This window comes from Streptomyces sp. NPDC048751 (assembly GCF_043198595.1).
Taxonomy (GTDB): Bacteria; Actinomycetota; Actinomycetes; order Streptomycetales; family Streptomycetaceae; genus Streptomyces.
The window spans coordinates 1,362,244-1,387,617 of the sequence record NZ_JBICUX010000001.1; the positions used below are offsets into that span (position 1 = coordinate 1,362,244).

Annotated in this window: 23 protein-coding genes and 1 pseudogene; 8 read left to right on the forward strand and 16 right to left on the reverse strand. The window is 73.0% G+C overall.

Translation table 11 applies throughout. From position 1 onward, the window contains the following. Positions 1 to 47 precede the first annotated feature (47 nt). Positions 48 to 935, reverse strand: coding sequence for a Gfo/Idh/MocA family protein (locus ACGFNV_RS06150; protein ID WP_393619740.1), 888 nt, complete (start codon positions 933 to 935; stop codon positions 48 to 50). 249 nt (positions 936 to 1,184) lie between these two features. On the opposite strand from ACGFNV_RS06150, the gene ACGFNV_RS06155 reads away from it, so the two are divergent. Next, a complete protein-coding gene (locus ACGFNV_RS06155) occupies positions 1,185 to 2,042 on the forward strand; it encodes an aldo/keto reductase (RefSeq protein WP_393619741.1) in 858 nt (285 codons plus the stop codon). Positions 2,043 to 2,163: 121 nt separating this feature from the next. After that, positions 2,164 to 2,982 (forward strand): SAM-dependent methyltransferase, encoded by an 819-nt coding sequence (locus tag ACGFNV_RS06160; RefSeq protein WP_393619743.1) that lies wholly within the window; start codon positions 2,164 to 2,166, stop codon positions 2,980 to 2,982. A gap of 21 nt (positions 2,983 to 3,003) precedes the next feature. On the opposite strand, the gene ACGFNV_RS06165 is transcribed toward ACGFNV_RS06160, so the two are convergent. Beyond that, positions 3,004 to 3,924, reverse strand: a complete 921-nt coding sequence (locus ACGFNV_RS06165; protein WP_393620047.1) for a helix-turn-helix domain-containing protein — start codon at positions 3,922 to 3,924, stop codon at positions 3,004 to 3,006. A gap of 111 nt (positions 3,925 to 4,035) precedes the next feature. Beyond that, positions 4,036 to 4,278, reverse strand: coding sequence for a DUF397 domain-containing protein (locus tag ACGFNV_RS06170; protein WP_393619745.1), 243 nt, complete (start codon positions 4,276 to 4,278; stop codon positions 4,036 to 4,038). 202 nt (positions 4,279 to 4,480) lie between these two features. Between ACGFNV_RS06170 and ACGFNV_RS06175 the strand changes: the two are divergent. After that, a pseudogene (locus ACGFNV_RS06175) lies at positions 4,481 to 4,960 on the forward strand (ATP-binding protein); the annotation flags it as partial. Between the two features lie 66 nt (positions 4,961 to 5,026). Further along, positions 5,027 to 5,572, forward strand: a complete 546-nt coding sequence (locus ACGFNV_RS06180) for a hypothetical protein (RefSeq protein WP_393620049.1) — start codon at positions 5,027 to 5,029, stop codon at positions 5,570 to 5,572. 51 nt (positions 5,573 to 5,623) lie between these two features. On the opposite strand, the gene tgmB is transcribed toward ACGFNV_RS06180, so the two are convergent. From tgmB to ACGFNV_RS06195, 3 genes are all read right to left on the reverse strand, one after another. Further along, positions 5,624 to 6,613, reverse strand: a complete 990-nt coding sequence (gene tgmB / locus ACGFNV_RS06185) for an ATP-grasp ribosomal peptide maturase (RefSeq protein WP_393619746.1) — start codon at positions 6,611 to 6,613, stop codon at positions 5,624 to 5,626. A gap of 17 nt (positions 6,614 to 6,630) precedes the next feature. After that, positions 6,631 to 6,822, reverse strand: coding sequence for a putative ATP-grasp-modified RiPP (tgmA, locus tag ACGFNV_RS06190; RefSeq protein ID WP_133925965.1), 192 nt, complete (start codon positions 6,820 to 6,822; stop codon positions 6,631 to 6,633). 225 nt (positions 6,823 to 7,047) lie between these two features. Next, entirely contained in the window at positions 7,048 to 7,356 is a 309-nt protein-coding gene (locus ACGFNV_RS06195; RefSeq protein ID WP_166662178.1) for a YkvA family protein, read from the reverse strand. Between the two features lie 267 nt (positions 7,357 to 7,623). On the opposite strand from ACGFNV_RS06195, the gene ACGFNV_RS06200 reads away from it, so the two are divergent. Continuing rightward, on the forward strand, positions 7,624 to 8,247 hold the full coding sequence (locus tag ACGFNV_RS06200; protein WP_393619748.1) for a hypothetical protein: 624 nt from the start codon (positions 7,624 to 7,626) through the stop codon (positions 8,245 to 8,247). 37 nt (positions 8,248 to 8,284) lie between these two features. Here the strand turns inward: ACGFNV_RS06200 and ACGFNV_RS06205 are convergent, their stop codons facing one another. The 3 genes from ACGFNV_RS06205 to ACGFNV_RS06215 are packed head-to-tail and all read right to left on the reverse strand — an operon-like array spanning position 8,285 to position 11,942. Further along, the gene (locus ACGFNV_RS06205; protein ID WP_393619750.1) at positions 8,285 to 10,393 is read right to left on the reverse strand and encodes a xanthine dehydrogenase family protein molybdopterin-binding subunit; all 2,109 of its coding nucleotides are present in this window, start codon (positions 10,391 to 10,393) and stop codon (positions 8,285 to 8,287) included. A 23-nt stretch (positions 10,394 to 10,416) separates the two neighbouring features. Further along, positions 10,417 to 11,409, reverse strand: a complete 993-nt coding sequence (locus ACGFNV_RS06210) for an FAD binding domain-containing protein (RefSeq protein ID WP_393619752.1) — start codon at positions 11,407 to 11,409, stop codon at positions 10,417 to 10,419. Continuing rightward, entirely contained in the window at positions 11,406 to 11,942 is a 537-nt protein-coding gene (locus ACGFNV_RS06215) for a 2Fe-2S iron-sulfur cluster-binding protein (protein WP_393619754.1), read from the reverse strand. Before ACGFNV_RS06215 ends, ACGFNV_RS06210 begins: the two co-directional genes overlap by 4 nt. Before the next feature lie 121 nt (positions 11,943 to 12,063). Between ACGFNV_RS06215 and ACGFNV_RS06220 the strand changes: the two genes are divergently transcribed. Continuing rightward, complete coding sequence (locus ACGFNV_RS06220) at positions 12,064 to 12,747, forward strand: maleylpyruvate isomerase N-terminal domain-containing protein (protein ID WP_393619756.1); 684 nt, start codon at positions 12,064 to 12,066, stop codon at positions 12,745 to 12,747. Positions 12,748 to 12,760: 13 nt separating this feature from the next. Here the strand turns inward: ACGFNV_RS06220 and ACGFNV_RS06225 are convergent, their stop codons facing one another. From ACGFNV_RS06225 to ACGFNV_RS06240, 4 genes are all read right to left on the reverse strand, one after another. After that, positions 12,761 to 13,912 carry a hypothetical protein gene (locus ACGFNV_RS06225; RefSeq protein ID WP_393619758.1) on the reverse strand — a complete coding sequence of 384 codons (1,152 nt, stop codon included), beginning with the start codon at positions 13,910 to 13,912 and terminating at the stop codon, positions 12,761 to 12,763. 270 nt (positions 13,913 to 14,182) lie between these two features. Next, positions 14,183 to 15,547 carry an FAD-dependent oxidoreductase gene (locus ACGFNV_RS06230; RefSeq protein WP_393619759.1) on the reverse strand — a complete coding sequence of 455 codons (1,365 nt, stop codon included), beginning with the start codon at positions 15,545 to 15,547 and terminating at the stop codon, positions 14,183 to 14,185. Positions 15,548 to 15,652: 105 nt separating this feature from the next. Continuing rightward, on the reverse strand, positions 15,653 to 18,373 hold the full coding sequence (locus tag ACGFNV_RS06235) for a SpoIIE family protein phosphatase (RefSeq protein WP_393619761.1): 2,721 nt from the start codon (positions 18,371 to 18,373) through the stop codon (positions 15,653 to 15,655). 99 nt (positions 18,374 to 18,472) lie between these two features. Next, positions 18,473 to 21,091, reverse strand: coding sequence for a SpoIIE family protein phosphatase (locus ACGFNV_RS06240; protein WP_393619763.1), 2,619 nt, complete (start codon positions 21,089 to 21,091; stop codon positions 18,473 to 18,475). A gap of 183 nt (positions 21,092 to 21,274) precedes the next feature. On the opposite strand from ACGFNV_RS06240, the gene ACGFNV_RS06245 reads away from it, so the two are divergent. Further along, the gene (locus ACGFNV_RS06245) at positions 21,275 to 22,120 is read left to right on the forward strand and encodes a DUF72 domain-containing protein (protein WP_393619765.1); all 846 of its coding nucleotides are present in this window, start codon (positions 21,275 to 21,277) and stop codon (positions 22,118 to 22,120) included. 6 nt (positions 22,121 to 22,126) lie between these two features. Here ACGFNV_RS06245 and ACGFNV_RS06250 read toward each other — a convergent pair whose 3' ends face one another. After that, positions 22,127 to 22,777 carry a lipoprotein gene (locus tag ACGFNV_RS06250; RefSeq protein ID WP_393620051.1) on the reverse strand — a complete coding sequence of 217 codons (651 nt, stop codon included), beginning with the start codon at positions 22,775 to 22,777 and terminating at the stop codon, positions 22,127 to 22,129. Between the two features lie 84 nt (positions 22,778 to 22,861). Beyond that, positions 22,862 to 23,443 (reverse strand): CGNR zinc finger domain-containing protein, encoded by a 582-nt coding sequence (locus ACGFNV_RS06255; protein WP_393619766.1) that lies wholly within the window; start codon positions 23,441 to 23,443, stop codon positions 22,862 to 22,864. A gap of 38 nt (positions 23,444 to 23,481) precedes the next feature. On the opposite strand from ACGFNV_RS06255, the gene ACGFNV_RS06260 reads away from it, so the two are divergent. Next, the gene (locus tag ACGFNV_RS06260; RefSeq protein ID WP_393619767.1) at positions 23,482 to 24,783 is read left to right on the forward strand and encodes an MFS transporter; all 1,302 of its coding nucleotides are present in this window, start codon (positions 23,482 to 23,484) and stop codon (positions 24,781 to 24,783) included. A gap of 37 nt (positions 24,784 to 24,820) precedes the next feature. Here the strand turns inward: ACGFNV_RS06260 and ACGFNV_RS06265 are convergent, their stop codons facing one another. Continuing rightward, the gene (locus ACGFNV_RS06265; protein WP_393619769.1) at positions 24,821 to 25,354 is read right to left on the reverse strand and encodes a DoxX family protein; all 534 of its coding nucleotides are present in this window, start codon (positions 25,352 to 25,354) and stop codon (positions 24,821 to 24,823) included. Between the last annotated feature and the right edge of the window lie 20 nt (positions 25,355 to 25,374).

Here is a 25,374-nt window from a genome sequence, read left to right on the forward strand (position 1 = left end):
CGGCTGCCGGTCGACCGCCACCAGGTGTACGCGGTGGAACCGGGCACTCAGCCCACGTCCGACGCCAGCAGTGCCTCCGCCGAGGCGAGGATCTCGGTGACCCGCAGGCCGAACGCGGCGTCGGCGGGGTGGGCGCGACCGGTGTGGGCGGCGGTCAGCAGGGCGTCCGCGGCGCGGTGGAGGGCGGGGACGACGCCTTCCGAGCTCTCCGGCAGGAGTGTCACTCCGGCCTCCCCGCGCAGCTCCACGGCGGCGCCCGACGCGGCGGGCGGGGCGGTCAGGCTCAGCGTCAGGGTGCTCGTGGCACCGTCGGCGTGCTCGACGACCAGGTGGGCGGTGTCCCCGGGGCCGTGCACGGCGGCCGCCACCCGCCGGGCGTCACCGAGGACCGGCAGCAGGACGGACAGGGCGTGCGGGCCCACGTCCCACAGCGCGCCCTTCTCCCGCCGCCACGGCGACTCCGCGAACGGGCTGTCACCGGTGAACACCGAGCCCAGCCACTGCGCCCGCGCCGTGAACCAGCCGCCGACCCGGGCCTGTGCGTCGATCCACTCCTCCGTCTCGCGCTGGAAGCGGGTCGTGAAGAACACCACCGAGGCGACCCCGGCCTCCCGCGCCGCCTCGACCACCGCCCGCCCCTCCTCGACCGTCGCCGCGAGGGGCTTGTCCAGCAGCAGATGGCAGCCCGCCCGCGCGGCGCGCACCGCGAGCTCGGCCTGGACGGCGGGCGGCAGTGCCACGGCCACGGCGTCCACGTCGGCGAGGAGGGCGTCCACGTCGTCGTAGGCGCGCACAGCGTGCGCCGCGGCCAGTTCCTTGGCGGCTTCCGGGCGACGACCCCACACCCCGACGAAGTCGAGTTTGTCGTGCCCGCTCAGGGCGGGTGCGTGGGCCATACGGGCCCAGGGCCCGGTGCCGAGCAGTCCGATGCGCATGCCGCCGCCTCTCCGTAAGATCCCTCGTCGGCCGGAGCGGTGCGCCACCGGCCGTGGCGAGCGTCGCACATCGACCGGGTGACCACGCAACCCCTCGCGCCCGGCCGAGGAGGACAGCGGCGATTCAGTGGTCGCAGCGCTGAATGCGTTCTCTTTCCTCTATTGGACCTTCGGCCGCGATCAGGGACAGGCTGGAGTGCGTCCCCGCGCACCCCCGCGCACCACCAGCTTCGAAAGAGGTCGCAGCCCATGCACACCCGCCGCATCGGTGACGTCGAGGTCAGTGCGATCGGCCTCGGCGCCATGCCCATGTCGATCGAAGGACGCCCGGACGAAGCGCGTTCCCTCGCCACGATCCACGCCGCTCTCGACGCCGGCGTGACTCTGATCGACACCGCCGACGCCTACCACCTGCACGCCGACGACGTCGGTCACAACGAGACCCTCGTCGCCAAGGCCCTCGCCTCCCACGACCGGGGCCGGGACGTCCTGGTCGCCACCAAGGGCGGTCATCTGCGCCCCGGCGACGGCAGCTGGACGCTGGACGGCAGCCCGCGGCACCTCAAGGAGGCCTGCGAGGCCTCGCTGCGCCGGCTCGGCGTCGAGGCCGTCGACCTCTACCAGTTCCACCGCCCCGACCCCCGGGTGCCCTACGAGGAGTCCGTCGGCGCGGTGCGCGAGCTGCTGGACGAGGGCAAGATCCGCAGGGCGGGCATCTCGAACGCGAATCCGGACCAGATCAGGCAGGCGAACGAGATCCTGGGAGGCCGGCTGGTCTCCGTGCAGAACCAGTTTTCCCCGGCGTTCCGCTCCAGCGAGCCGGAGCTGCGGCTGTGCGACGAGCTCGGCATCGCCTTCCTGCCGTGGAGCCCGCTCGGCGGCATCTCCCGCGCGGGTGAACTCGGCTCCGTCCACGCGCCGTTCGCCCGGATCGCCGAGGCCCACGGGGTGAGCCCGCAGCGCGTGTGCCTGGCCTGGATGCTCGCCAAGTCCCCGGTGGTGGTGCCGATTCCGGGCGCCAGCCGCCCCGAGACGATCCGCGACTCCGCCGCCGCACCCGACCTCACCCTCACCGCCGAGGAGCTCGCGACGCTCGACGCCGCCTGAACTTTGCGCTCCCATGTGCGGGTTGCCGTGCCAACGGACTGGAACGGACAAACATCGAGTTCCTAGGATGTACTCTCAGTCATGCCAGTCCAGTTGGCGCGGCACGGAGCTGGGGGAGCGAATGCACTCGGAGAAGCGGCTGTCCACAAAGATCGACGCCAACGTGCCGACGGCAGCTCGCATGTACGACCACTACCTGGGCGGCAAGGACAACTACGCGGCCGACCGCGCGGCCTGCGAGGAGCTCGACAAGGTCGTCCCCAGCACCCGCCGCCTGGCCGTCAACAACCGGCGCTTCCTCCAGCGGGTCGTCAGGACCCTGACGCAGGAGTACGGCATACGTCAGTTCCTGGACCACGGCTCCGGCCTGCCCACCCAGGACAACGTCCACCAGGTCGCCCAGAGCATCGACCCCACCGCGCACGTCGTCTACGTGGACAACGACCCGATGGTGCTGGTGCACGGCCGTGCCCTGCTGGAGCAGGACGAGCGCACCACCGTCATCCACGCCGACATGCGGGAGACGGACGCCATCTTCTCCCACCCCGACACCCAGCGGCTGATCGACTTCAGCCAGCCGGTCGCCGTGCTGTTCAACTCCGTCTTCCACTGCATCCCGGACAGCGAGACCGATGGACCGGCGGCCGTGGTCGAGCGGGTGAAGGAGCGGCTCGCGCCCGGCAGCTACCTGTTGATGTGTCAGCTGGTCAGTGAGGACGCCGAGGTGCGCGAGTTCGTCACGAACTTCATGGACCAGGCGACGCAGGGCCACTGGGGGCGGGTGCGTCAGGAGAAGGACGTCGAGGCGCTGTTCGACGGCCTGGACATCCTCCCTCCCGGGCTCGTGGAGGTGTCCACCTGGCGCCCCGACAACGAGGTGGCACCCCGTCAGCTCACCCAGGAGTGGATCGAGTTCGGCGGCGTGGCCCGTCTGCCGTAGCCACGAGACCCTAGTCGTCCGTCACTGCGCGGGATAACGCGACCTCATCGTCTCGCGCAGCAGACCCAGTGACTCCCGCGGGTTGAGCGCTTCGTCGGCCAGCCGGTCCAGAGCGAGGCGGTACTCCTCCGTCTCGTCCCGGTCCTCGAGGAAGTTGGCACTCCTGATGTGCTCGAGGTAGACGACGTCGGGAAGGTCGAGGCCGCCGAAGCGGAGATAGGTGACCGGTATGGCGGGCGCCGAGGCGTTCGTGACGTCCAAGGGCACGACCTGCACGGTGACATTGGGGCGGCGGGCCATCTCGATCAGATGCCCGAGCTGCTCCCGCATGACGTCCTTGCCGCCGAGCACCCGCAGCAGGACCGACTCGTCGACGACCGCCCACAGCCGCGGCGCGTCCGCCCGGGTCACCAACTCGGCCCGGCGCATGCGGAGTTCGACCCGGCGCTGCACCTCACCGGCGGGCGCGTTCGGCAGCCCCCGCTCCACCACCGCCCGCGTATAGGCGGCGGTCTGCAACAGGCCGGGGACGTACTGGATCTCGAAGGTGCGGATGGTGGCCGCCGCCTCCTGGAGCCCCACCAGCCGGTCGAACCACTCGGGCATCAGACGCTTGTCGTAGCGCTGCCACCACCCCGGCTCACCGGCCCGCTGTAGCAGCTTGATCAGCACCGAGGCCTCGTAGGCATCGGTGCCGTACAGCTCCAGCAGGGCCCGCACGTCCCGCTCGGTCGGAGGGCGACGGCCTTTTCCGGACTCGATGCGGGAGAGCTTCGCCCCGCTGAAGCCGAGGGCGCGTGCCGCCTGGTCCTGGGAGAGGCCCGCGTCCTCGCGGAACCCGGCCAGTTGGACGCCGACCAGCATCTTCAGCAAGGTCGGCGCGGGATCGGGCCGGTCGAGGTAGGACTCGAGGCGCGAGATGCGAGGCGACGCGGCGGACATCATGGCTCCCCGGAGACAGGCAGACGTGAGAAAAACTCTATCTCACTCGGCGAACCTTCACCGTATCCCTCCGTGACGACACGGGAGTTGGCCGTGGCGTGACCGCGCGGCTCACCCGTTGCCCCGCACCAGATGGTCGAACTCGCCGTCCTTGACGCCGGACAGGAAGGCCGTGATCTCGGCCGGCGTGTAGACGAGCGCGGGTCCGTCGGGATCGCGGGAGTTGCGCATCGCGATGTCCCCGCCGGTCAGGGCGGCGACCTCGACGCAGTTCCCCTCGGCGTTGCTGTGCCGGGTCTTGATCCAGCAGGCGTCCAGCGAGCTCGCCCGCACCCCGTTCCGCACTGGTGGCACCGCAGTCTCCTTGCCGTTCGTGTTCCGTGCCGCGCGCTCGGCTGAATTCCGCGCAATTTCCCGTGCAATTGCACGCGAGCGCCGTTGGCGTGGATAATAGCCGCGGAGTCAACCCCGAGGTTGCCGCCCCAGCCTGACGTCGCATCAGGGAGATGTCGTGTCGTCGCCTGCGTACCACGCGCCCCGTTCGCCCAGTGAAGGTGTGCCGAGGGCGGGTGGGAACGGCGCGGACCGCGCCCCACTGCGCGCGGTCCTGACGGCCGAGGCGGAAGAGGAACCCGGCCCGGACGGCGACGCGCCGCCACCCTCCGTCGTCTCCGCCGATCTGCGCATCAGCTGCGACCGACAGGGCTTCGCCCTGGGCCGCGCCTTCACCCGCGGCATCCTGCGCCAGTGGTCGCTCGAACACCGCGAGGACGACGCGATGCTCGTGATGGGCGAACTGGCCGCCAACGCGGCCGAACACGCGGCGCCACGTGTCCCCGGTGGCATGCCGACGGTCCGGCTCGGACTCGCGCTCACCCCCGGCCACCTGCTGCTCACCGTCTCCGACGACATCGACAGCCCACCCGTGCCCGCTGCCTCGGCCGAGGCCTGCGAACTGGACGAGCACGGAAGAGGCCTGGCCATCGTCGAGGCCCTGTCCGTCGGGTGGGGCTGGACGCCCAGACGCCCCGCGGGCAAGACCGTCTGGGCCATGCTGTCGATCCGTCCCACACCCGACACCACCGTGGAAGGGTCCACCGACATGCGCCCCGCTCCGAACGGAAAGCCGAGCACCCAGCGCACGGACCGCGACGCGCCCGCCAAGGGACTGGCACGCACCACGCCCCTGATGACGCTCGGGCAGGTGCCCTGGAGCGAGATCAAGGACTCCACCGGCTCCGCGGCCGCCATCCCCCTCCTCCTCACCAGCGTGGCCTGGGGGGACCCGCACACCGCCCGGACCGCGCTCACGGAACTGCGCAGCCGCATCTGCCAGTACGGCTTCGTGGTCGAGCAGGCCACCGCAGCGACCGTGCCGTTCCTGTGGGAGCTCGCCCAGCTGCCCCATGTGACGTGCCGGCCGCAGATCATCCAGCTGCTCAACAGCATCGCCGACGCCCGGCAGTGGGAGAGCACCGCCGCCGTCTACCCGAAACTGCTCAACCGCCGTGAGAACCCCGTCGTGTGGGAACGCGCGGCCCGACGGGCCGTCCGCGACCGGCGCGGAGTCCTGCCGCAGCTGCTCGCCGAGGACGACGCGGAGGTCACGCGCGCGACCACGGAGCTGGCCCGCACGCTGGGGGAGTGACCCCCCCTCAAGTGGCCTGAAATCGGGGGCGGCCGCCCGCCCCCGCCGAGTTCAGGACACCGTCGTACCACTCCGTCCCTCGCCGCAGCACGCCCCCTCGCGCGGGCCCGGCTCCGCCAGCCACTCCGCGATGGTGCGGGCGATGGGTTGGCCGGTTTCCACCTCCACGAAGCCGAACTGGCCGGACTGGTTGCACTCCAGGAACCACCAGGTGCCGTCGGCGTCCTCGGCGAAGTCGAAGGCCCCGTACGCCAGTCCGGCCTCCCGCAGGTACGTGCGGACGCCGTCGACGGCGCGGGTCGGCACCTCGACGGGACGCCACGGCAGGTCGGCCGGGGCGAAGCGGACGTCGACGTCGTCGGGATCCGCGTCCGGGGCCGTCTCCTTGCGGGCGGCCAGCATGTGATCCCCCACGACGGTCAGACGGATGTCGGCCCGCTTGGCGACCCTGCGTTGCAGCAGCGTCGGGCCGTACGCGACGGCGGCGAAGTCCGCGTCCGGCGCCACCCGGCTCGTCGGCACCGCGCGGGGCGGCTCCTGCGGGTGCGCGCCGGAGACCGGCTTGACCACGAGGTCCGGGAAGCGCTCCGCGAACTCGCGGGCGGCCTGCGGAAACGTCGTGATCAGGGTGGCCGGCACGGGCAGTCCGCTGCGCTGGGCGAGACGGAGCTGCCAGGGCTTGTGGCGTGCCCGGCGGGCGGCGTCGGGATGGTTCATCCACCTCGCGCCGGAGCCGCGCAGCATGCCGTACAACGCCTGTGAGGACTCCTCGGTGAGCCAGTCGGACGGCTCGGGCACCCGGGTGGCCGGAGTGCCCGGCCTGCGCACCCAGATGGACCGCAGGCCGTCGATGCTCACCAGGCGACCCGCGGACCAGAGGTGGCCGCGGAAGGCGCCGTGCACGTACTCGCCCGAGAGGGCGACCCCGCCCGTCAGGTCGGCCGGGTCCAGCCGGACCACGGGAACCCCGGAGGCGTTGAGGTGCACGACCACCATGTCCGCGGTCACGTCCTGTTCACAGGTCAGGATCAACACGGTCATCGTCGTCGGTCCCGCGTTCAGTCGTCGAAGTGGGTCTTCGAACCGGCGGTGGACGTGGTGGTCCCCAGTTCCCTCAGCAGCGCGAGGTCCGAGGCGGCGATCCGGCCGTCGAGAAGTACGTTCAACTGCAGTCCTGAGTCATAGGCATACGGAATGGAAACGTCCAAATCCGCCGCCGGGCGTGCGTAGTTGAGCGCAAACGGTTGCATCGTCTCTCCCTCTTCGTGCTGCGCCGACCAAGCCGTCGCCATGGCGCGTCGTGCTGCGTCGTCGCTTCGCCCGGTGGATCACCTGGGCTTCCATTGACTTATACGAATCGAACGGGTGGTTGGTTTCCTTACGCTCCGTAGTCATTGGCGAGTTCGCCACCCCCGACCTGAGACGGCCGGGGGCGCAGGGAGGTTGAGCGGGGGTCGAGCGGGGTCTGAGTGGAATCAGGCGGTATCGCTCGGCCTGCCGAGAGGCGAGGGCCGCTGTGCGTCGGCGACCGGGCGGCGCAGGGTGCGCAGCGCCAGCAGGAGGACGCCGATGTCGTCCAGGTACACCGGGTCGGGCAGTAGATCCGTCGGCAGTATGAGATAGAGGACGGCGCCCCAGAAGACCCAGCGGGGCCCGGTCGGCAACCCGGCCCGCCGCAGCGAGCGCCGGGCCTTCACCAGCCGGATGAGCAGCGAGACGGCGACGACGAGGGCCACGGCCGCGAGGACCACGGCGACGGCGATCACTGCTGTGGTCGTGTCCACGGGCTCTCCTCGGTCCGGTGCGCCGGTGTGCCGCCGTCTGCGGGCCCCTTCCCCGTACGGATTCCCGGTTACGGCGCCCGTATGGCCTCCGGGGTACCCGCGTGTGCGTCACCCACGCCGCGGATGGCCGGTTCTCATCCATGTGGCCCACGCGAGTGGCGGGCCGTCCTGGGGGGTCGTACTAATGATCAAGCCAATGATCAACAGAAAGTCGCGTGTCGCGTGTCGGGGGCCAGGAGCGGCCGCACCCCGTCCCTGGAGCTGAGCATGACGACCCGCTCTCCCGAATCCCACCCCAACCGGCCCCCCGTGTTCCCGACGGCGGCCACGGAGGCCACGGGGGCCGCCGGGGTCGCGCAGACACCCGACGAGGTGTCGCGGCTGACGACGCTGCTGGGCGAACGTGCCGGTGTCCGGCTGGTGTTGCGCTCCGGCCGCAACCGGCGCCCGCGCGGTGCGGGCCCAACCGCCGGGGCGCCGTCCTGGCCCACCTGGCTCACCGTCGCGGCCCTCGCGATCTGTGGCGCCGCCCACTTCCCGGCGAGCCGGGACGGCGCGTCCCTCCAGGTCTACGGATTCGCTTTCGGCGCGTCCGTACTGTGTGTGCTGCTGGCCCTGCTGCTGACGTTCCGGTCCACGGCCGTGCTGCTCGCCGGAGCGGTCGTGGTTCCGGCGGCACTGGTCACGGCGCGGCTTTTCCAGGACCAGTGGCACGCGGCCGGCCTCTCCCGCGCCCTGAGCCTCACCCTGGCACCCTCATGGCTCGCCACCTCCACCGCGGTCCTCGCGACCCTGACCGCCCTCCTCGCCCTGATCGTGGCAGAGCCGGCGGGGAGGAGGCCGGCAGCAGCGCCGAACCGTACGACGGAAGCGAGCCGACCGGGCGACTGAGGTGCGGGACCCGTTTCTGCACCTCGGCCGTCGGGCCTCAAGTGCTCCGCCCGAGCAGCCCCGTCAGTACCCGGTCCGGGGTCAGCGGCAGTGCGCGGAAGCGGATGCCGGTGGCGTGGTGGGTGGCGTTGGCGATGGCGGCGGCGGTGCCCACGATGCCGATCTCGCCGATGCCCTTGCTGCCCATGGGGTTGAGGTGGGGGTCGTCCTCGTCGACCCAGTGGGCCTCGATGTCGGGGACGTCGGCGTGGGCGGGGACGTGGTATGAGGCCAGGTCGGACTCCGTGAAGTCGCCGAACGCGGCGTCCATCGTGCTGCCCTCGGTGAGGGCCATGCCCAGACCCATGACCATGCCGCCGACGAACTGGGAGCGCGCGGTACGGGCGTTGAGGATGCGCCCGGCGGCGTACACGCCCAGCAGGCGCCGTACCCGGGTCTCACCGGTGACCGTGTCGACGGCGACCTCCGCGAAGTGCGCGCCGAACGCGTGCCGCGCGTAGGGACTGTCGGCGTCGGCCCGGCCCGCCGTGTCGGCCTCGACGGCCAGCCCCTGCGCCGGCAGCGGCCCCGAGCGGTCGCCGAGGAGCGCCACGAGCCGGGTGCACGCCTCGTGGACGGGCCAGCCCCAGGACGCGGTGCCCGACGAGCCGCCCGCGAGCGACGCCGCGGGCAGATCGGTGCGGCCCACCTCGATGCGCACCCGCTCCAGCGGCACGTCCAGGACGTCCGCGGCGATCTGCGCGAGTACCGTACGGGAGCCCGTGCCGATGTCCGCCGCGTTGATCGACACCAGGAAGGTCCCGTCGGGCAGCGCCCGTGCCGAGGCCTTCGAGGGCCACACCAGGACGGGGTAGGTGGCCGCCGCCACGCCAGAGCCGATCAGCAGGGGCCCCTCCTCGCGGGCGCGCGGACGCGGATCGCGTCGGTCCCAGCCGAACCGGCGGGCGCCCTCGCGCAGACACTCCACGAGATGCCTGCTGCTGAACGGCTTGCCGCTGTCGGGCTCGGCCTCCGGCTCGTTGACGACGCGCAGCGCGACCGGGTCCATGCCCAGCTCGGTGGCGAGCTCGTCCATCGCGGACTCCAGCGCGTACATGCCGGGCGCCTCGCCCGGGGCGCGCATCCAGGACGGTGTCGGCACGTCGAGCGGCACCACGCGGTGGGCGGTACGGCTGTTCGGCGTGGCGTACATGACGCGGCCGGGGGTCGCGGCCTGCTCCACGAACTCCTTGGCGTGCGAGGTGTGGGTGGTGACCTCGTGGAGCAGGGACGTCAGCCGGCCGTCCGGGCGGGCGCCGAGGCGCAGCCGGTGCAGGGTGGGGGCGCGGTGTCCGACGACGGCCGGGAGGAAGCGCCGGGGGAGGGCCACGGTGACGGGCCGTCCGGTCCGCGTCGCCGCCATCACCGCGAGTACGACGTCCGGGCGGGGCGTGCCCTTCGAGCCGAAGCCGCCGCCCACGTGCTCGGCGTGGACGGTGATCCGTTCCTGGGGCACGTCGAACAGCTGGGCCAGCACGGCGCGTACGACGCCGGAGCCCTGGCTGGAGGTGTGGACCGTCAGCAGGTCACCGTCCCAGCGGGCGGTGGTGGCGTGCGGCTCCATGGGGTGGTTGTGCAGCGGAGGCACGCGGTAGCGGACGTCGACGCGGACCTCGGACGACCCGAACGCGCCCTCGGGGTCGCCCTGTTCGCGTACGGCCGGATACCCGCCGTTGGCCTGCTCGGGGACGTACCCGGCGGGGTGTGCGTCGGTGAGGGTGACGTCGTGCTCCTCGGTCGCGTACCCGACGTCCACGGCCGCCGCGCCGACGCGGGCCGCCTCCAGGGTCTCCGCCACGACCAGCGCGACGAACCACCCCCGGTGCGGTACACGGGAGTCCTGGAGGACGGCCAGTGTGGCGTCGTCGGACCCGGCCAGCCGCGGGGCGTCGTCCGGCGTCAGCACGGTCACGACCCCGGGCACGGCCAGGGCTGCCGCGGTGTCGATCCGCGTCACCCGGCCGCGCGCGACCGCCGCCGGCACGGGCCAGGCCTGGAGGCGCCCGGGAGAGGCGTGTTCGGCGGCGTAGCGGGCGGTGCCGGTGACCTTCAGACGCCCTTCCCGGCGCTCGGCGGGAGCGCCCGACACGCTGGCGGGCTCGGCCATGGAGTCCTCCTCGGGATGCCGGTTCAGGTCCTGGCGGGCGCCGTGAGACTGCCCAGGACGTCGAGGGCGATACCGCGGGCCAGAGGCACCTTGTAGGCGTTGTCCCGCAGGGGCCGCGCGGCGGCCAGTTCCAGATCGACGGCGTGCTCGAACGCCGCGACGGTGGGCGCGGCTCCCAGCAGCGCCTCCTCGGCCCGCCGCGCCCGCCAGGGCCGGTGCGCCAGAGCGCCGAAGGCCAGCCCGACGTACGAGACCACCCCGTCGGCCACCTCCACCACGGCGGCGACGGAGGCGAGGGCGAAGGCGTACGAGGCCCGGTCGCGGGCCTTGCGGTACGCGGACGGCAGCCCGGCCGGGCGGGCCGGCAGCACCACGCCGGTGATCAGCTCACCGGGCAGGATCTCGGTGTCCCGCTCCGGACGGTCCCCGGGCAGTCGGTGGAACTCGGCCGCGGGGACGCTCCGGGTGCCCTCGGGGCCGTACAGCTCCACCCGCGCGTCCAGGGCGGCAAGGGCGACGGCCATGTCGGAGGGGTTGGTGGCGACGCAGTGCTCCGAGTGCCCGAGCACGGCGTGGTCGCGGTGGACGCCCTCCAGGGCACCGCAACCGCTGCCCGGCTCTCGCTTGTTGCACGGCTTGGACAGGTCCTGGAAGTACGGGCAGCGGGTGCGTTGCAGCAGGTTGCCGCCGGTGGTGGCGGCGTTGCGCAGCTGACCGGAGGCGCCCGCCAGCAGCGCCTGGGACAGCGCCGGGTAGCGGTCACGGACGAGGGGATGGGCCGCGAGGTCGCTGTTGCGGACGGTCGCCCCGACGCGCAGCGACCCGTCGGGCAGCTCCTCCACGGCGCCCAGCGGCAGGCGGCTGACGTCGATGAGGGCCTCGGGCCGCTCCACGCCGAGCTTCATCAGGTCGACGAGGTTGGTGCCGCCGCCGAGATACCGGGCGCCGGGGCGGGACGCGTAGGCGTCGGCGGCCTCCTCGACGCTTGCGGCCCGTACGTAGGCGAAGGGTTTCACCGGATCACGTCCTCCACCGCGTCGACGATGCGCGGGTAGGCGCCGCAGCGGCACAGGTTCCCGCTGAGCCGCTCCCGGATCTCGTCCCGGTCCAGCGGTACGGGCCGCCCGGACGGCGTCGCCGGGTCGGTCACGTGCGAGGGATGACCCGCCTCGGCCTCCGCGACCGCGCCGAGCGCGGAGCAGATCTGGCCCGGGGTGCAGTAGCCGCACTGGAAGCCGTCCCGTTCGAGGAACGCCCGCTGGAGCGGATGGGGCTCCTCACCGTCACCGGCGAGGCCCTCGACGGTCGTGATGTCGCAGCCTTCCAGGGAGACGGCGAGGAGCAGACAGCTGTTGACGCGCCGCCCGTCCACCAGGACCGTGCAGGCGCCGCACTGACCGTGGTCGCAGCCCTTCTTGGCGCCCGGCAGGTCGAGATCCTCGCGCAGCAGGTCCAGCAGCACGCGCCGGTGGTCGACGGTCAGCGTGTGCGGTTTGCCGTTGACGCGCAGCATGACGTCGGAGTGGAGACCATGACTGGGGCTGCCCATGCGCGAGACCTTCCGGGACGGGCGGAGCGGTGCCGTGGGATCCGCGTATCCACGCAACGCGACCTGACACCCGTTCCGGCCCACCGGACTGCCCAAGCGGTCCACCCCTAAGCTGGCCGGCATGCCCGAACCACACGTTCCGCCGGACCAGGCCCAGGCACTGCGCGCCGCCTACGAGGCGCTGGCGAGCGTCGTCGAGCCGCTCGGCGACGAGGAGTCCTGGCAGCCCACCGGATGTACCGGCTGGGCGGTGCGCGATCTCCTCTTCCACCTCGTCGGGGACGCCCAGCGCGCCCTGGTGGCCCTGCACACGCCGGCCTCCGGGCCGGCCGACCGGGACGCCGTGACCTACTGGCAGGACTGGCGGCCCAACCCCGCGGGCGCCGCGAACGGCCGCCGCTACAACCGGGTCGCGGCCAGCATGTTCCTCGATTTCGGTCAGCTGCGCGGGCTGTACCTGGAGACCGCGTCGGCCGCCGTCCACGCCGCCGCGGCGGCCCGGGCGGACGCCCTCGTCGCCACCCAGGGCCACGTCCTGACCGCCGGCGACCTGATCAGCACGCTCACCGTCGAGGCCGCCGTCCACCATCTCGACCTCGTCGTCGCCCTGCCCACCGCCCCGGGCCCGCCCCCCACCGCCCTGGCCGTCGTACGGACCACCCTGGACGGTCTCCTCGGCCGCCCGCTGCCCGTGGACTGGAGCGACGAGCACTACGCCCGCGCCGGCACGGGCCGCCTTCCGCTCACGGAACCGGACCGGCAGGCCCTGGGAGCGGACGCCGACCGGTTCCCGCTGTTCTGCTGACCCGCGGTTGTTCCTAGCTCTCGGGTGTCTCCTCCGCCTCGGTGGTGCCGTTCGAGGAGGGGGCGGGGCGCCACTTGAGGCGTTCGAAGGTGCGGGTGAGCTGCTGCAACGGGGAGGTGCCGGACTTGTCGGCCGGCTTCGTCTGCTGCGGTTCGGGTGCCTCGACGGAGCCGGTCTCGCGGTAGACGGTGAGTGCCTCGTGGGCCCGTTCGGCGGCCTCCCGGTACAGGTCGCGGGACTTCGTCATGGCCTCCAGCGCCTCCGCGTACATCGCCACCAGCCTGCGCTCGCGGGCCAGTTCCTCCTCCAGCGTCAGCAGGCTCCAGTCGTCGCGGAGAGCGGCGAGCGCCTCCTGACCGCCGTCCGGGAGCGGCCTCGGCAGCGCGGCGAAGCGGACCACCGCGTCGACCAGACCGGTCGGCTCCGAGCCGTCCAGGAACACGGTGCGTACGGCGAGGTCGGCGGCGTCGGCGTCGGGCGGGGCTGGGGTGCCCGGCAGTACGACGGCGCCGCCGCGCGGCACCTCCACGCCGGAGTCCCGCAGCGCGTAGTTCACGGCGCGCAACTGGTGCGGGGAGGCCCGGTGCTCGACCACGCGGTGACGCAGTCCCGGCGGCAGGAACCGCGTCAGCGGCCGCCGGCCCATCGCGTCGGGCGTCATCGCCTCGTGGACGACGACGTCGATGCTCCAGCCGTCGCGCTGCGCACCGCGCAACACGCGGCGCATGTCCTGTTCGTCGGCGGGCAGCGGGTTGGCGTCGCCGAGACGCAGGCCCGTGGGGGTCACGTGGTCGGGGTCGCTCTCGTACTCCCAGGGCCAGAACACGGCGGCCGGGGAGGGCCACCGCTGCTCCCACGGCCGCTCCGCCTCCGCGACCAGCGTCCACTCCTGCCCGGCGTCCGAGCCGGCTTCGGGGACGTCCGTCAGCGTCAGCCGGGCCCGTACGGTCACCGCGTCCGGGACCCGCCAGCGCGCCTCGAAGACACGGTGGCCCTCGGGGCTCTCGTCGTCGGGTACTTCCTTGAAGTCGTCGATGACCTGGTCGTCCTTGAGCCGCCGCAGGTGTTCTCGGACGACGTCCGCTGCGGCGGTCGCGGTGTGGCGGCCGCGGGTCGACCAGACCGTGGAAGGGATCGTGGGACGGGCGCTGGGGGACGTTGACATGAGTCCATCTGTGGGGCGGGAACGACGTGCGGTCCCAGTATTGTCTTTCCACGCCGCACACGATCAAGCGGGGGTGTGCGCAGCCCCCGGGCGCACACGGGGCGCACGGCCTGCGCGCGGGGCGCGCGGCCGTCGCACCAGTCGACCGCCGCTCACCCGTGTCCCGGGCGCCGCCCGGCCCCCACAATCGGCAGCGCGGACAGGGTCCGCCCACCATCCGCATCGGGGTGGGCCCTGCCCGCGCCGGAACGCTCTACGGGGCGAACCCCCTTACGCGCCGCTCGCCTTCAGCATGTCCTCGCGCTCGACGATCTTCACGCGCTCGCGGTCCTGGGGCTCGCCCAGCGCCTTCTCGGCGGCGTCCAGCTTGTACCAGCCCTCCCAGGTGGTGAAGCGGACGTCGCGCTCGGCGAGGAACGCGTCCACGGCCTCGGGGGCGGGCGAAGTGGGCGTCTGCAGGCGCTCGTTGGCGTAATCGTCCAGCAGGTTGGCCACCGTCTCGTTGGCGTCACCCTTGGTGTGACCGATGAGGCCGACCGGGCCGCGCCGGATCCAGCCGGTGACGTACGTGGACCGCAGGTGCTCGCCGGTCTCCTGGACGACCCGGCCGCCCTGGTCCGGGACGGTGCCGGTCTCGATGTCCCAGGGCAGCTTGGGGAGCTTGTCGGAGAGGTAGCCGACGGCACGGTAGACCGCGGTGACGTCCCAGTCCTTGAACTCGCCGGTGCCCTTGACGTTTCCGGTGCCGTCGAGGGCGGTGCGCTCGGTGCGCAGGCCGACGACCCTGCCGTCCTCGCCGAGGATCTCGGTGGGCGACTCGAAGAAGTGCAGGAACAGCTTGTGCGGCCGGTCGCCGATGTCGCGGATGGCCCAGTTCTCCAGGGTCTTGGCGACCATGTCGGCCTGCTTGTTGCCGCGCCGGGTCGCGATCGAGCCCTCGTCGTAGTCGATGTCCTCGGGGTCGACGATGACCTCGATGTTGGGGGAGTGGTCCAGCTCCCGCAGCTCCATCGGGCTGAACTTGGCCTGCGCGGGGCCGCGTCGGCCGAAGACGTGGACCTCCAGCGCCTTGTTGGCCTTCAGGCCGTCGTAGACGTTCGCCGGGATCTCCGTCGGCAGCAGCTCGTCCGCGGTCTTCGCCAGGATGCGCGCCACGTCGAGGGCCACGTTGCCGACACCGAGCACGGCGACCTTCTCCGCCTCGAGCGGCCAGGTGCGCGGCACGTCCGGGTGGCCGTCGTACCAGGAGACGAAGTCCGCGGCGCCGTAGGAGCCGTCGAGGTCGATGCCGGGTATGCGCAGCTCACGGTCGGCGGTGGCGCCGGTGGAGAAGATGACCGCGTCGTAGAACGCGCGCAGGTCGTCCAGGCTGATGTCGGTCGGGTAGTCGACGTTGCCGAAGAGACGGATCTGCGGCTTGTCGAGGACCTGGTGCAGCGCCGTGATGATGCCCTTGATCCGGGGGTGGTCGGGGGCGACGCCGTAACGGATCAGGCCGAACGGGGCGGGCATGCGCTCGAAGAGGTCGATGGAGACCCCCGGGTCGGCGGCCACGTCGGACTTGAGCAGCGCGTCGGCGGCGTAGATCCCGGCGGGGCCGGCTCCGACAATGGCTACCCGCAGAGGGCGCGGCATGATCAGGTTCCCTTCGAGCGATGACAGGACGACTCGACGGGAAGCCTAAACTGAGGCAAGCCTAAGTCGGTACGCGGGTCCGATCTATGGGCTCATAAGTCGGGTTTATGAGTCGCGTGCCTCCCGGGGAAGCGGCTGCTCCGCCCAGATGATCTTGCCGGTCGGGGTGTAGCGCGTGCCCCACCGGTCCCCCAACTGCGCCACGAGGAACAGTCCACGACCCCCCTCGTCGGTCATGGCCGCGTGACGCAGATGCGGTGAGGTGCTGCTGCCGTCGAAGACCTCGCAGATCAGGCTGCTGTCCCGCAGCACCCGCACGCGCACCGGGCCCGCGCCGTAGCGGATCGCGTTGGTCACCAGCTCGCTGAGGATCAGCTCCGTGGTGAACGTCAGCTCCTCGAGCCCCCAGTCCGCGAGCTTGGCGGTCACCGCGGCCCGCACCTCGCCGACGGCCGCCGGATCCATCGGCACGTCCCACTCGGCCACCCGGTCGGCCCCGAGCGCCCGGGTGCACGCCACGATCAGCGCCACGTCGTCGCTCGGCCGGGACGGCAGCAGCGCGTCCAGGACGACCCGGCACGTGTCGTCGGGCGAGGAGTCGGCCGACGCCAGGGCCGCGCCCAGCAGCTCGAGGCCGGTGTCGATGTCCCGCTCGCGGTCCTCGACCAGCCCGTCGGTGTACAGCACGAGCCGGCTGCCCTCCTCCAGCTCCACGGAGGCCGTCTCGAACGGCAGGCCCCCCACGCCGAGCGGAGGCCCCGCCGGCACGTCGAGGAACGTCACGCTGCCGTCGGGACGGACCACCGCGGGCGGCGGATGGCCCGCGCGGGCGAGGGTGCAGCGCCGCGAGACGGGGTCGTACACCGCGTACAGGCAGGTGGCGCCCGTGATGGGCGCGGTGCCGCCCTCGTCCTGCTCGTCCTGGTCGATACGGCCCACCAGCTCGTCGAGAAGCCCGAGGAGCTCGTCCGGAGCCAGGTCCAGCGCGGAGAAGTTGCTCACCGCCGTCCGCAGCCGCCCCATGGTGGCCGCCGCGTACAGCCCGTGGCCCACGACGTCACCGACCACCAGCGCCACACGGGCCCCCGACAGCGGCAGTACGTCGAACCAGTCACCACCCACACCCGCCTGAGCGGGCAGATACCGGTAGGCGATGTCCAGGGCACTCTGCTCCGGCAGGCTGCGCGGCAGCAGACTGCGCTGGAGCGTCACGGCCATGCTGTGCTCGCGGGTGTAGCGGCGCGCGTTGTCGATGGAGACCGCGGCACGAGCGACCAGCTCCTCCGCCAGCGCCACCTCCTCCGCGTCGAACGGCTCGGGCTTCTCCGAGCGCCAGAAGCTGACCACGCCGAGGACGAGGGAACCGGCCCGCACCGGCACGGTGATCAGCGAGTGGATGCCGTACTCCACCACCTGCGCGGAGCGCTCCAGGTCCTGGGCGCGCCAGCCGGGCGCCTCGCCGAGGCGGGGCTCCACGACCGGCCGGCCGCTCTCCAGGCTCCGGGCCTGCGGCGACGACGCCACGAACCGGATCCGCTCGCCCGACGGATAGAGCGGGGCGTCCTTGCGGATGCCGGCCAGCGCGGTACGCCGCAGCCCGATGCCCGGTTCCGGCTCCTCACCGGCGAGAACCGCGTCGTACAGGTCCACGACGACGAAGTCCGCGAACCGCGGCACGGCCAGGTCCGCCAGCTCCTCGGCGGTCCGGGTCACGTCCAGGCTGGTGCCGACGCGGGCCCCGGCGTCGTAGAGCAGGTCGAGGCGCTCCCGGGCCGCCTCGGCCCGGCCTGACAGGGCACGCAGCTCCGTCGAGTCACGGAGCGTGGCGACGCTGCCTGACGGGCCTCCCCGCAGGTTGGTGGGCCGCTGGTTGACCGCGAGGAGCCGGTCGCTCACCAGGTGCACCTCGTCGGTGGCGACGCGCCCCGAGGCGAGCAGGTCGGCGATCGCCGGGTCGAGACCGAGGGCCCGCACCTGACGTCCCTCGGCGTCGTCCGGGAGCTGCAGCAGCCGACGCGCCTCGTCGTTGGCGAGGAGCAGGTGGCCGTCGTCACCGACGATGATCACCCCTTCCCGCACGGAGTGCAGCACCGCGTCGTGGTGCTCGTACATCCGGGTCATCTCGTGCGGGCCGAGGCCGTGCGTCTGTCGCATCAGCCGTCTGCTCACCAGCGCCGTTCCCGCCGTCGACAGGGCGACCGCAAGGCCCGCGGCCAGCAGCAGGAGCGGCAGCTGCTGGTCGAGGGCACCGCCCACGCGCGCCGTCGTGATGCCGGCCGAGACCAGGCCCACGACCTTCCCGTCGGAATCCTTGATCGGCACCACGGCCTGCACCAGCCGCCCTATCGTGCCCGTGATCTCCTCGGTCACGGTCCTGCCGGCGAGGGCGGGCGCCAGGTTGCCGACGAATTTCTTGCCGATGCGGTCCGGCTTGGGATGGGTGTAGCGGATCCCGTCGGTGTTCATGACGACGATGAAGTCGACGTTCGCCGCCTTGCGGGCGGCCTCCGCCGACGGCTGCAGCACGGCCGTGGGGTCCGGTGAGCTCAGTGCCTCACGGGTGCCGGGCGCGTTGGCGAAGGTCTCCGCGACCGCGAGTGAGCGGTTGCGGGCCTCCACACTGCTGTCGTGCCGCACCTGGAGCACCAGCGCCACGACCGCGGCCACGACCAGCAACAACACGATGACGAGCTGAAGGACGAACACCTGACCGGCGACGCTGCGCCCACTCAGCGACCCCCGGCCGCGGGCATGGGGGCGCGCGGCACGCAGGGGGCTGGGAAGACGGGTCGGCCGAGACCCGGGTCGACCCGTTATCCGGACCATGTGCCCATGTCTACACTGCCGCGCCTCATGAGGCGAGAGGCGTCACGCAGGGTCACACCCTGTTCGACGACCCACCGGCGACGGCCGGTTGGCCACTGCTCAGTCATCACGCGGTGCCGCGGTGCGGCGGCTGGCGAGCAGCAGCGCGATGTCGTCCGGGCGGTCGACGGTGTGCCGTGCCGTCGTGGTGAGCCGGTCGGCGACCCCGGCCAGGAAACGGCCGTCCGAGCGGACCTCCCCGCCGCCGACCCGGGAGAGGGCGACCCGCAGCGCGGCGATGCCGTCGTCGATGTCCGCGCCCGGCCGCTCCACCAGGCCGTCGGTGTACAGGGCCAGGATCGCGCCGGGTTCCAGGCACAGTTCGGTCACCGGATAGCCGGCGCCCGGGTCCACACCCAGCACGACGCCGCCGGGGATCTCCACGACCTCCGTGCCCCCGTCCGGACGGCGCAGCAGCGGCGGCGGGTGGCCCGCGCGGGCGGCCCGGGCCACCCCGGTGAGGGGATCGAGACGTACGTAGCAGCAGCTGGCGAACTGGCCCGGGTCCAGGTCGATCAGCAGACGGTTGGTCCCCCTCATCACCTCGTCCGGCGGATGGTCGCCCACCGCGAACGCCCTGACCGCGCTGCGCAGTTGCCCCATGGTCGCGGCCGCCTGGACACCGTGCCCCTGGACGTCGCCGATGACCAGGGCCAGGGCGCCGCCGGTCTCGACGACGTCGTACCAGTCCCCACCCACCTCCATGCCCTGGGTGCCCGGCAGATAGCGGCCGGCGGTCTCCACCTGCGGGTGCGCCGACAGTCGGTGGGGGAGGAGGGCCTGTTGCAGGCCCCGGGCGAGCGCGGCCTCGGTCTCGTAGCGCTGCGCCTTCTCCATGGCGTGCGCGATCAGCCCCGCCACGGCGGTCAGCACGGTGCGCTCCTGGGTGCTGAAGCTGCGGGGGCGGTCGAAGCCGAGGATGCAGGAACCGACCGGGCGTCCGGAGGCGATCAGGGGCAGGAAGGCGCGCGCCCCCTCCGTCGCGTCGAGGGGGATGCCGGGATAGGCGCTCTGCAACTGGTGCATCGAGTCGAAGAACAGCGGGCGGCCCGTGGTGAGCGTCTCGACGCCGGGCAGCCGCGCTTCGAGCCCCACACCGTCGAAGGGGGCGAGGAAGCCCTCGGGGAAGCCGTGCTCCCACGCCAGGTACAGGCGCCGGTCCTGGAGCAGATAGATGGCGAGCATGCGGCCGCCGAACGCGGGCAGCAACTCCTGCATCACCACGGCGGAGACCTGACGGGCGGTGACGGCCTCGGTGAGGGCGATGGCCAGGGCGATCGGGCGGTACATCGGGGCGGTCACGGCGGCCTCGACCGTCACGGCTGCCTCGCCGGGTACGGCGTCCTGGTCCGTCGTGCTGTCCTGGGCCGTGGCGGTGCCCTCAGCGGTGGCGTCCTCGGCGGAGGCCGGGCGAGCGCCCCGGCCGGGCTCCACGCCGCCCACACTCTCCCACGGGTCCACGGGCGGCTCCATGGGCGGCTCCGGCACCCGGCTGGACGGGCGGACGGTGCAGGTGAGGATGTCGGTACCCGCGTACACCGACAGAGCCAGCCAGTCGCTCTCGGCGGGCTGCTCCTCCTGCCCCGAGGGCCGTCTGACGTGGAAGTGGGCGGGCTGGTCCGACAGCAGTACGGCGCGCAGGTGCTCCTCGTAGGCGGGCTGCCGCAACCACGGCACGCCCTCCCACAGCGACCGTCCGACCAGCTCGGCGCGCGGGCGGCGCAGCAGCTCGGCGGCCCGGGGATTCGCGTAGCCGACCACGCCCAGGCGGTCCAGGCAGAGCACACCGTCCGGGAGCAGGTCGGCCGCCGCTTCGGCCGTCGAGGTCGAACCGGCGTCGAGCACGACCCCGCCGGCGGACCGGGCGCCGTCGGTGTCCTCGGGCCCCCACAGCCGCACCAGCCGTGGCTTCCCGTTCGCGGTGCGCACCGGCACCGGCAGCGACGGGGGCCGGCCGGCCGCGGTCTGCCGCAGCAGGTACTGGAGCCGGGGAGGGTCCGCCACGCACTCCGCGAGGTCGCGCACATGGCGCAGCTCCCGTCCGGCGGGCACGCCGAGCAGCGCCGGCAGGTGCTCGTCGGCGATCAGGGCCCCCGTCGCGGGCTCCCAGGAGAAACGCGCCGACCGCGCCGTGGCGGAGCAGGTGGCCGGCGGGCGCACGCTCAACGGCTCGTCGTCCCAGCGGACCGGCGCCCCCGTCTGCTCCAGGCGCCGAAGGGCTCCGCCCAGCCGCTGCGCCACCCGGGTGAGCCGGTCCCGCTCCGTGAGCATCTCGGCGGCGTCGGCGGCGGACGCCCGCAGCACGGTCAGGACACCGAAGGCGGAGGCCGCGTGGGCGACGGGCACATGGATGGACCCGAACGGGAACGGCAGACCGGCCGCGAACTGGGGATAGCGGCGCATGGTCTCCGTGGCGTTCGGCAGCACCACGTGGACGCCGAGCCGATGGACGTCGGCGACCGGGAACGGCCGGTCCACGTGCAGCCGCCACCAGGGCCGGAACAGGGAACCGGGAAGCCCGGCGAGCACGGCCAGACGCAGCTGTCCGGGCGTGCTCGAGCGCAGGTAGACACCCCCGGCGCGGTTGTCGGCCGCGCCGGCCGCGTCGGCGGCGGCGTCGGTCAGCAGCGCGGCCAACCGCCCCGGCATGCCGTTCTCGCCCTTGGCGCTCCCAGTCATGGCCCTACCTCGTCCGTGCGCCGCCGGGTGGGCGACACAGCAAGAATGCGCCACCCGGCCCTCGCCGCGCACCCGCAGCGACCGCGCGCGTACGATCGCTCCCGCGGCCGTGAGACGATCATCACCCTGCGTGAGGGGTGATCGGGCCGCACGGGTGGGGCGTCCCGGGGTACGCGCAGCGCCATGGGCGAGATTCGGGTCGGCGCGTGTTCGTGGACCGACCGGGCGTTGGTCGGCAGTGGCTGGTACCCGGTGGGGCAGCGGGACGCCGAGGGGCGACTGCGGTACTACGCGGGCAGGTTCGGCATCGTGGAGGTGGACTCCGGCTACTACGCGCTGCCTTCGGCACGCAACAGCCGACTGTGGGTGGAACGCACCCCGGACGACTTCGTGTTCGACGTGAAGGCCTTCTCCCTGCTGACCGGACACCCCACCAGGTCGGCTCTCCTGCCCGGCGGATTACCGGCCGATTCCCGGGACCCGTGGGTCCTCGACAAGGTCTGGGCACGCTTCGCCGACGGGATCGAACCACTGCGCGAGGCCGGGAAGCTCGGTGTGGTGCTGTTCCAGCTCCCGCCCTGGTTCCGGCCCGGCACCCGGGCCGAGGGGTTCCTCGCCCAGTGCGCCGAGCGCACCGCGGGCTGGCCCGTCGCCGTCGAGTTCCGCCACCCGGCGTGGTGGCGTGACGAACAGGCGGACACGAGTCGGGCGTTGCTCCGCACCCACGGCTTCGCGGCCGTCGGCGTCGACATGGCGCGGACGCTGCCCACCTCCATCCCGCCGGTCGCCCCCGTCACCTCCTCCCGGGTGGGCGTCGTGCGCTTCCACGGGCGCAGCTCCGCCTGGGGGACGGGGAGCAAGGAGGACCGGTTCCGCCACGACTACACCGACGACGAACTCGGCGAATGGGTGCCGAGGCTGCGTACCCTCGCCGGCCAGGTCGAACAGCTGCACGTGCTCTTCAACAACTGCTGCGGCGTGGCCGCCGTACGGGCCGCCGAGCGCATGCGCGACCTGCTCGCCGTCTGACGGCCGTCAGACGGTACGCAGGGTCCGCTTCGCCAGCTCGAACGCCGGCAGCATGCTCTGGTGCTCCTGGGTGTCGATCCCGCCGAGGTGCAGCACGACGGGGCCGTCGGCCGTGGCGACGGCGAGGGCGTGTTCCTTCTTCGGCTCGTCGAGGAACTCGCTCGTGTAGAGGTACTCCACCTCGATGCCGGAGAGTCCGCCTGTCTTGAACGAGCGGTACGTCTCCTTGCTCGCTCCGTTCTCGGCCGCCAGGAACGCCTCCAGCACGCCGCGCGCGTCGGCGCCGCCCGGCTTGCCGGTGTAGACGCGGAGGAATCCGACGTGTCCGGCGGGCTTGGCGTCGACCTCGCAGGCGGGGGCCACCGGGCCCTGGTACAGGAGCTCTTCCGGCTGCTCCTCAGGGCTGCCGGACGCGCCGGAGCCGGACAGGACGGACTCCGCCTTCCAGCGCGCGGCGGTTTCGAACGAGACGGGCAGCTCGCAGGCCGTACCGGGCCCGCCGAGCCTCCCGCCGCTCTTCGCGCCCGCGCCACCGTCCCCACCGCCGGCCTTCGCGGGGGCCGACGAGGCGCTCGCCTTCTTGTCGTCGTCCTCCGCGGTCCCGCACCCCGCCAGAACCCCCGCCAGCAAGGCCGCTCCGGCCACTCGGCGCCACATCTTCCCCACCCCGAACTGCGATTCGATCACTCGATCAGAGGGACGCACTGTAGCCGACGCCACCGACACACCAAGATGCGTGGGTCAGTCGGAAGCACGGGCGGCGCGGCGGTGGGCGGCGACTCGTTCCCGGGTCGCGCACCGGCGTGAGCAGTAGCGGCGCTCGGGCCCGCTGCCCTGCGTGATGAAGACGTCGTGGCAGCTCGGCGAGGCGCAGACCCTGCCGGGCGGCACCTGACGGTCCCAGAGGAGGACGGTCAGCGCCATGCAGGAGGAGGCGAGGAGCCACTCGTCCCAGGGGGCGTCGTCGTCGCGGTCGAGGTGGGGGTGCCAGGGCGTGCCGCCCCCGTGCGAGCTGAGGCGCAGCGGTCCGGTGTGCCGGTGCAGCAGCCGGTTGAGCACCTCCGCGGCGCCGTCCACGCCGTCGGCGGTGAAGACCTCCCGTACCAGGGCGGCGGCCGCGCGCATCCGCTCGACCTCGCGGGACGTGAGTTCCAGAGGGCCCGTCTCACCGTGAGCAAGCAGGGCCTCGGCGACCGCCGCGGGGTCGGGGCGGTCGGCGGACAGGACGTTGAGCAGGGCGGCGGTGCGGCGGGCCATGGCCGGCACGGAGTGGCGGCTCGACCAGTCGTCGGCGGGGGAGGACACCGCTGCAATGTAACGCATCTTGCGGAGGTTTGAGTTACCTACGTAACGTCCCGTCGATGAAGAGGCGTTACACGCTGGGCCTGTACCTGACCGGAGCGGTCACGGCCCGTACGGGCGACGACATGTCCGGCCCCGCGCTCCTGCTGGCCGGGTTCGCCCTGTCCGGCTCGGCCACGGACGCGTCCACGCTGCTCGCGGCGATCACCGTCGCGGCGGTGGTCGGAGGGCCGGTGCTGGGGGCCCTGCTGGACCGGGCCGAGCGTCCCGGGCGGCTGCTGTCCGTGGCGCTGGTCCTGTACGCGGCGGGTCTGACGGGCGTCCTCGTGGGGCTCGGTCGGCTGCCCTTCGGTGCGACCGTCCTCGTCGCGGTGCTGACCGGACTGCTGGGGCCCGCACTGTCGGGCGGTTGGACGGCCCAGCTGCCCCGAGTGGTGTCCCACCAGCGGCTGCCCCGCGCCAACGCCCTCGACGCGATGACATACGGCTCGGCCGGCCTGGTCGGCCCGGCGCTCGCCGGAGGAGTGGCCGAGGTGGCCGGCGCACCGGCGGCGGTGGTGGTGTCGGCGGCGCTGGTCGCGGTGGCGGTGCCTGCGGCGTGGGTGCTGCCGGGGAGGGGTGCGCTCGGGGAGACGGGGTCCTCCGGGGTCGCTGGGTCAGGTGAGGGAAGGGGGCCCTCCGGGGTCGGAGGGGCAGATGAGGGAAGGGGGCCCTCCGGGGTCGGAGGGGCAGATGAGGGAAGGGGGTCCTCCGGGGTCGGAGGGGCAGGTGAGGGAAGAGGGGTCTACGTGGTCGGAGGGCTGGTCGCCGGGGCTCGGCTCATCGTCACGAACCGCCGCCTGGCCCGGGCCACCGTCTCCTCGGTCGTCTCCTGCGCGGCTCAGGGCATGCTGATGGCCTGCCTGCCGCTCCTGGGCGCACAGGTCCTGGGCGGAGCGGGGCGCGGTGCGTTGCTGCTTTCCTGTACGGCCGTCTCGGCCCTGTCGGCCAACGCGGTCCTGGCGAGACGGCCGTACGACGTCGCCCCGGAGACCGTCATACGGGCCGGTGCGCTCCTCCAGGCGGCGGCGTCGGCACTGGCCGCGACGGGGCGGCCGGTCACCGTCGTCATGGCCGCGCTGCTGGCCGGGGTCGGCGAGGGGCCGCAGCTCGCCGCGCTCCTTGCCGTCCGCCACCGGGAGGCTCCCGAGCACCTGCGCGGCCAGGTCTGCACCACCGGTGCCAGCGCCAAGATCACTGGCTTCGCGCTGGGAGCGGCGGCCGCGGGCCCTCTCGGCGTGTGGTCCCTCCCGGGCGCGCTGCTGTCGGCTGCGGCACTGCAGGTCGTGGCGGCGCGGGCGGTGGGCCGGAGCGAGACGTGACACCGCCTCTGCCGGCCCTCCGGCCGGGGGCGAACCGTCAGTTGAACACCTTGGCCCGGACGCCACCCGCGGCGGCCGCGGGCCGCGCCGTCGCGCGGATCGAACGCCGTACGAGATGGGCGTCCCGGCGTACGTCGTGGGCCGCGTGGCGGCCGCGCCACAGCAGGGAGGGGTGGCCCGCGGTGTCGTCGGCGGCGATCAGCAGACCGCCGAGCATGGAGAGGTTCTTGAGGAAGTGGATGCGTTGCTCGGCACGGTCGGCGGGGTCCTCCTCCTCCCAGAAGCGGTGGGCCGCCAGAGTGGTCGGGACGAGCGTGGCCGCGATGGCCAGCGCGGCCGGCCGGGGGACGCGCCCCGTGGCCAGCATGAAACCCGCCGCCACCTGGACGGCACCGCTCAGCCGTACGGCCTGCTCGGTCCGGTCCGGTACCACCGGCACCCGCTCGGAGACAGGGCGTACGACGTCCTCGGCGACCGGCGCCACCTCCTCGGGCGCGCGGACGGAGCTCAGGCCGCCGCTGATGAACATGGAGGCGAGCATGGGGCGGCCGACCAGACGCAACAGACTCATGGCCTCTCCAGACGTGTCGG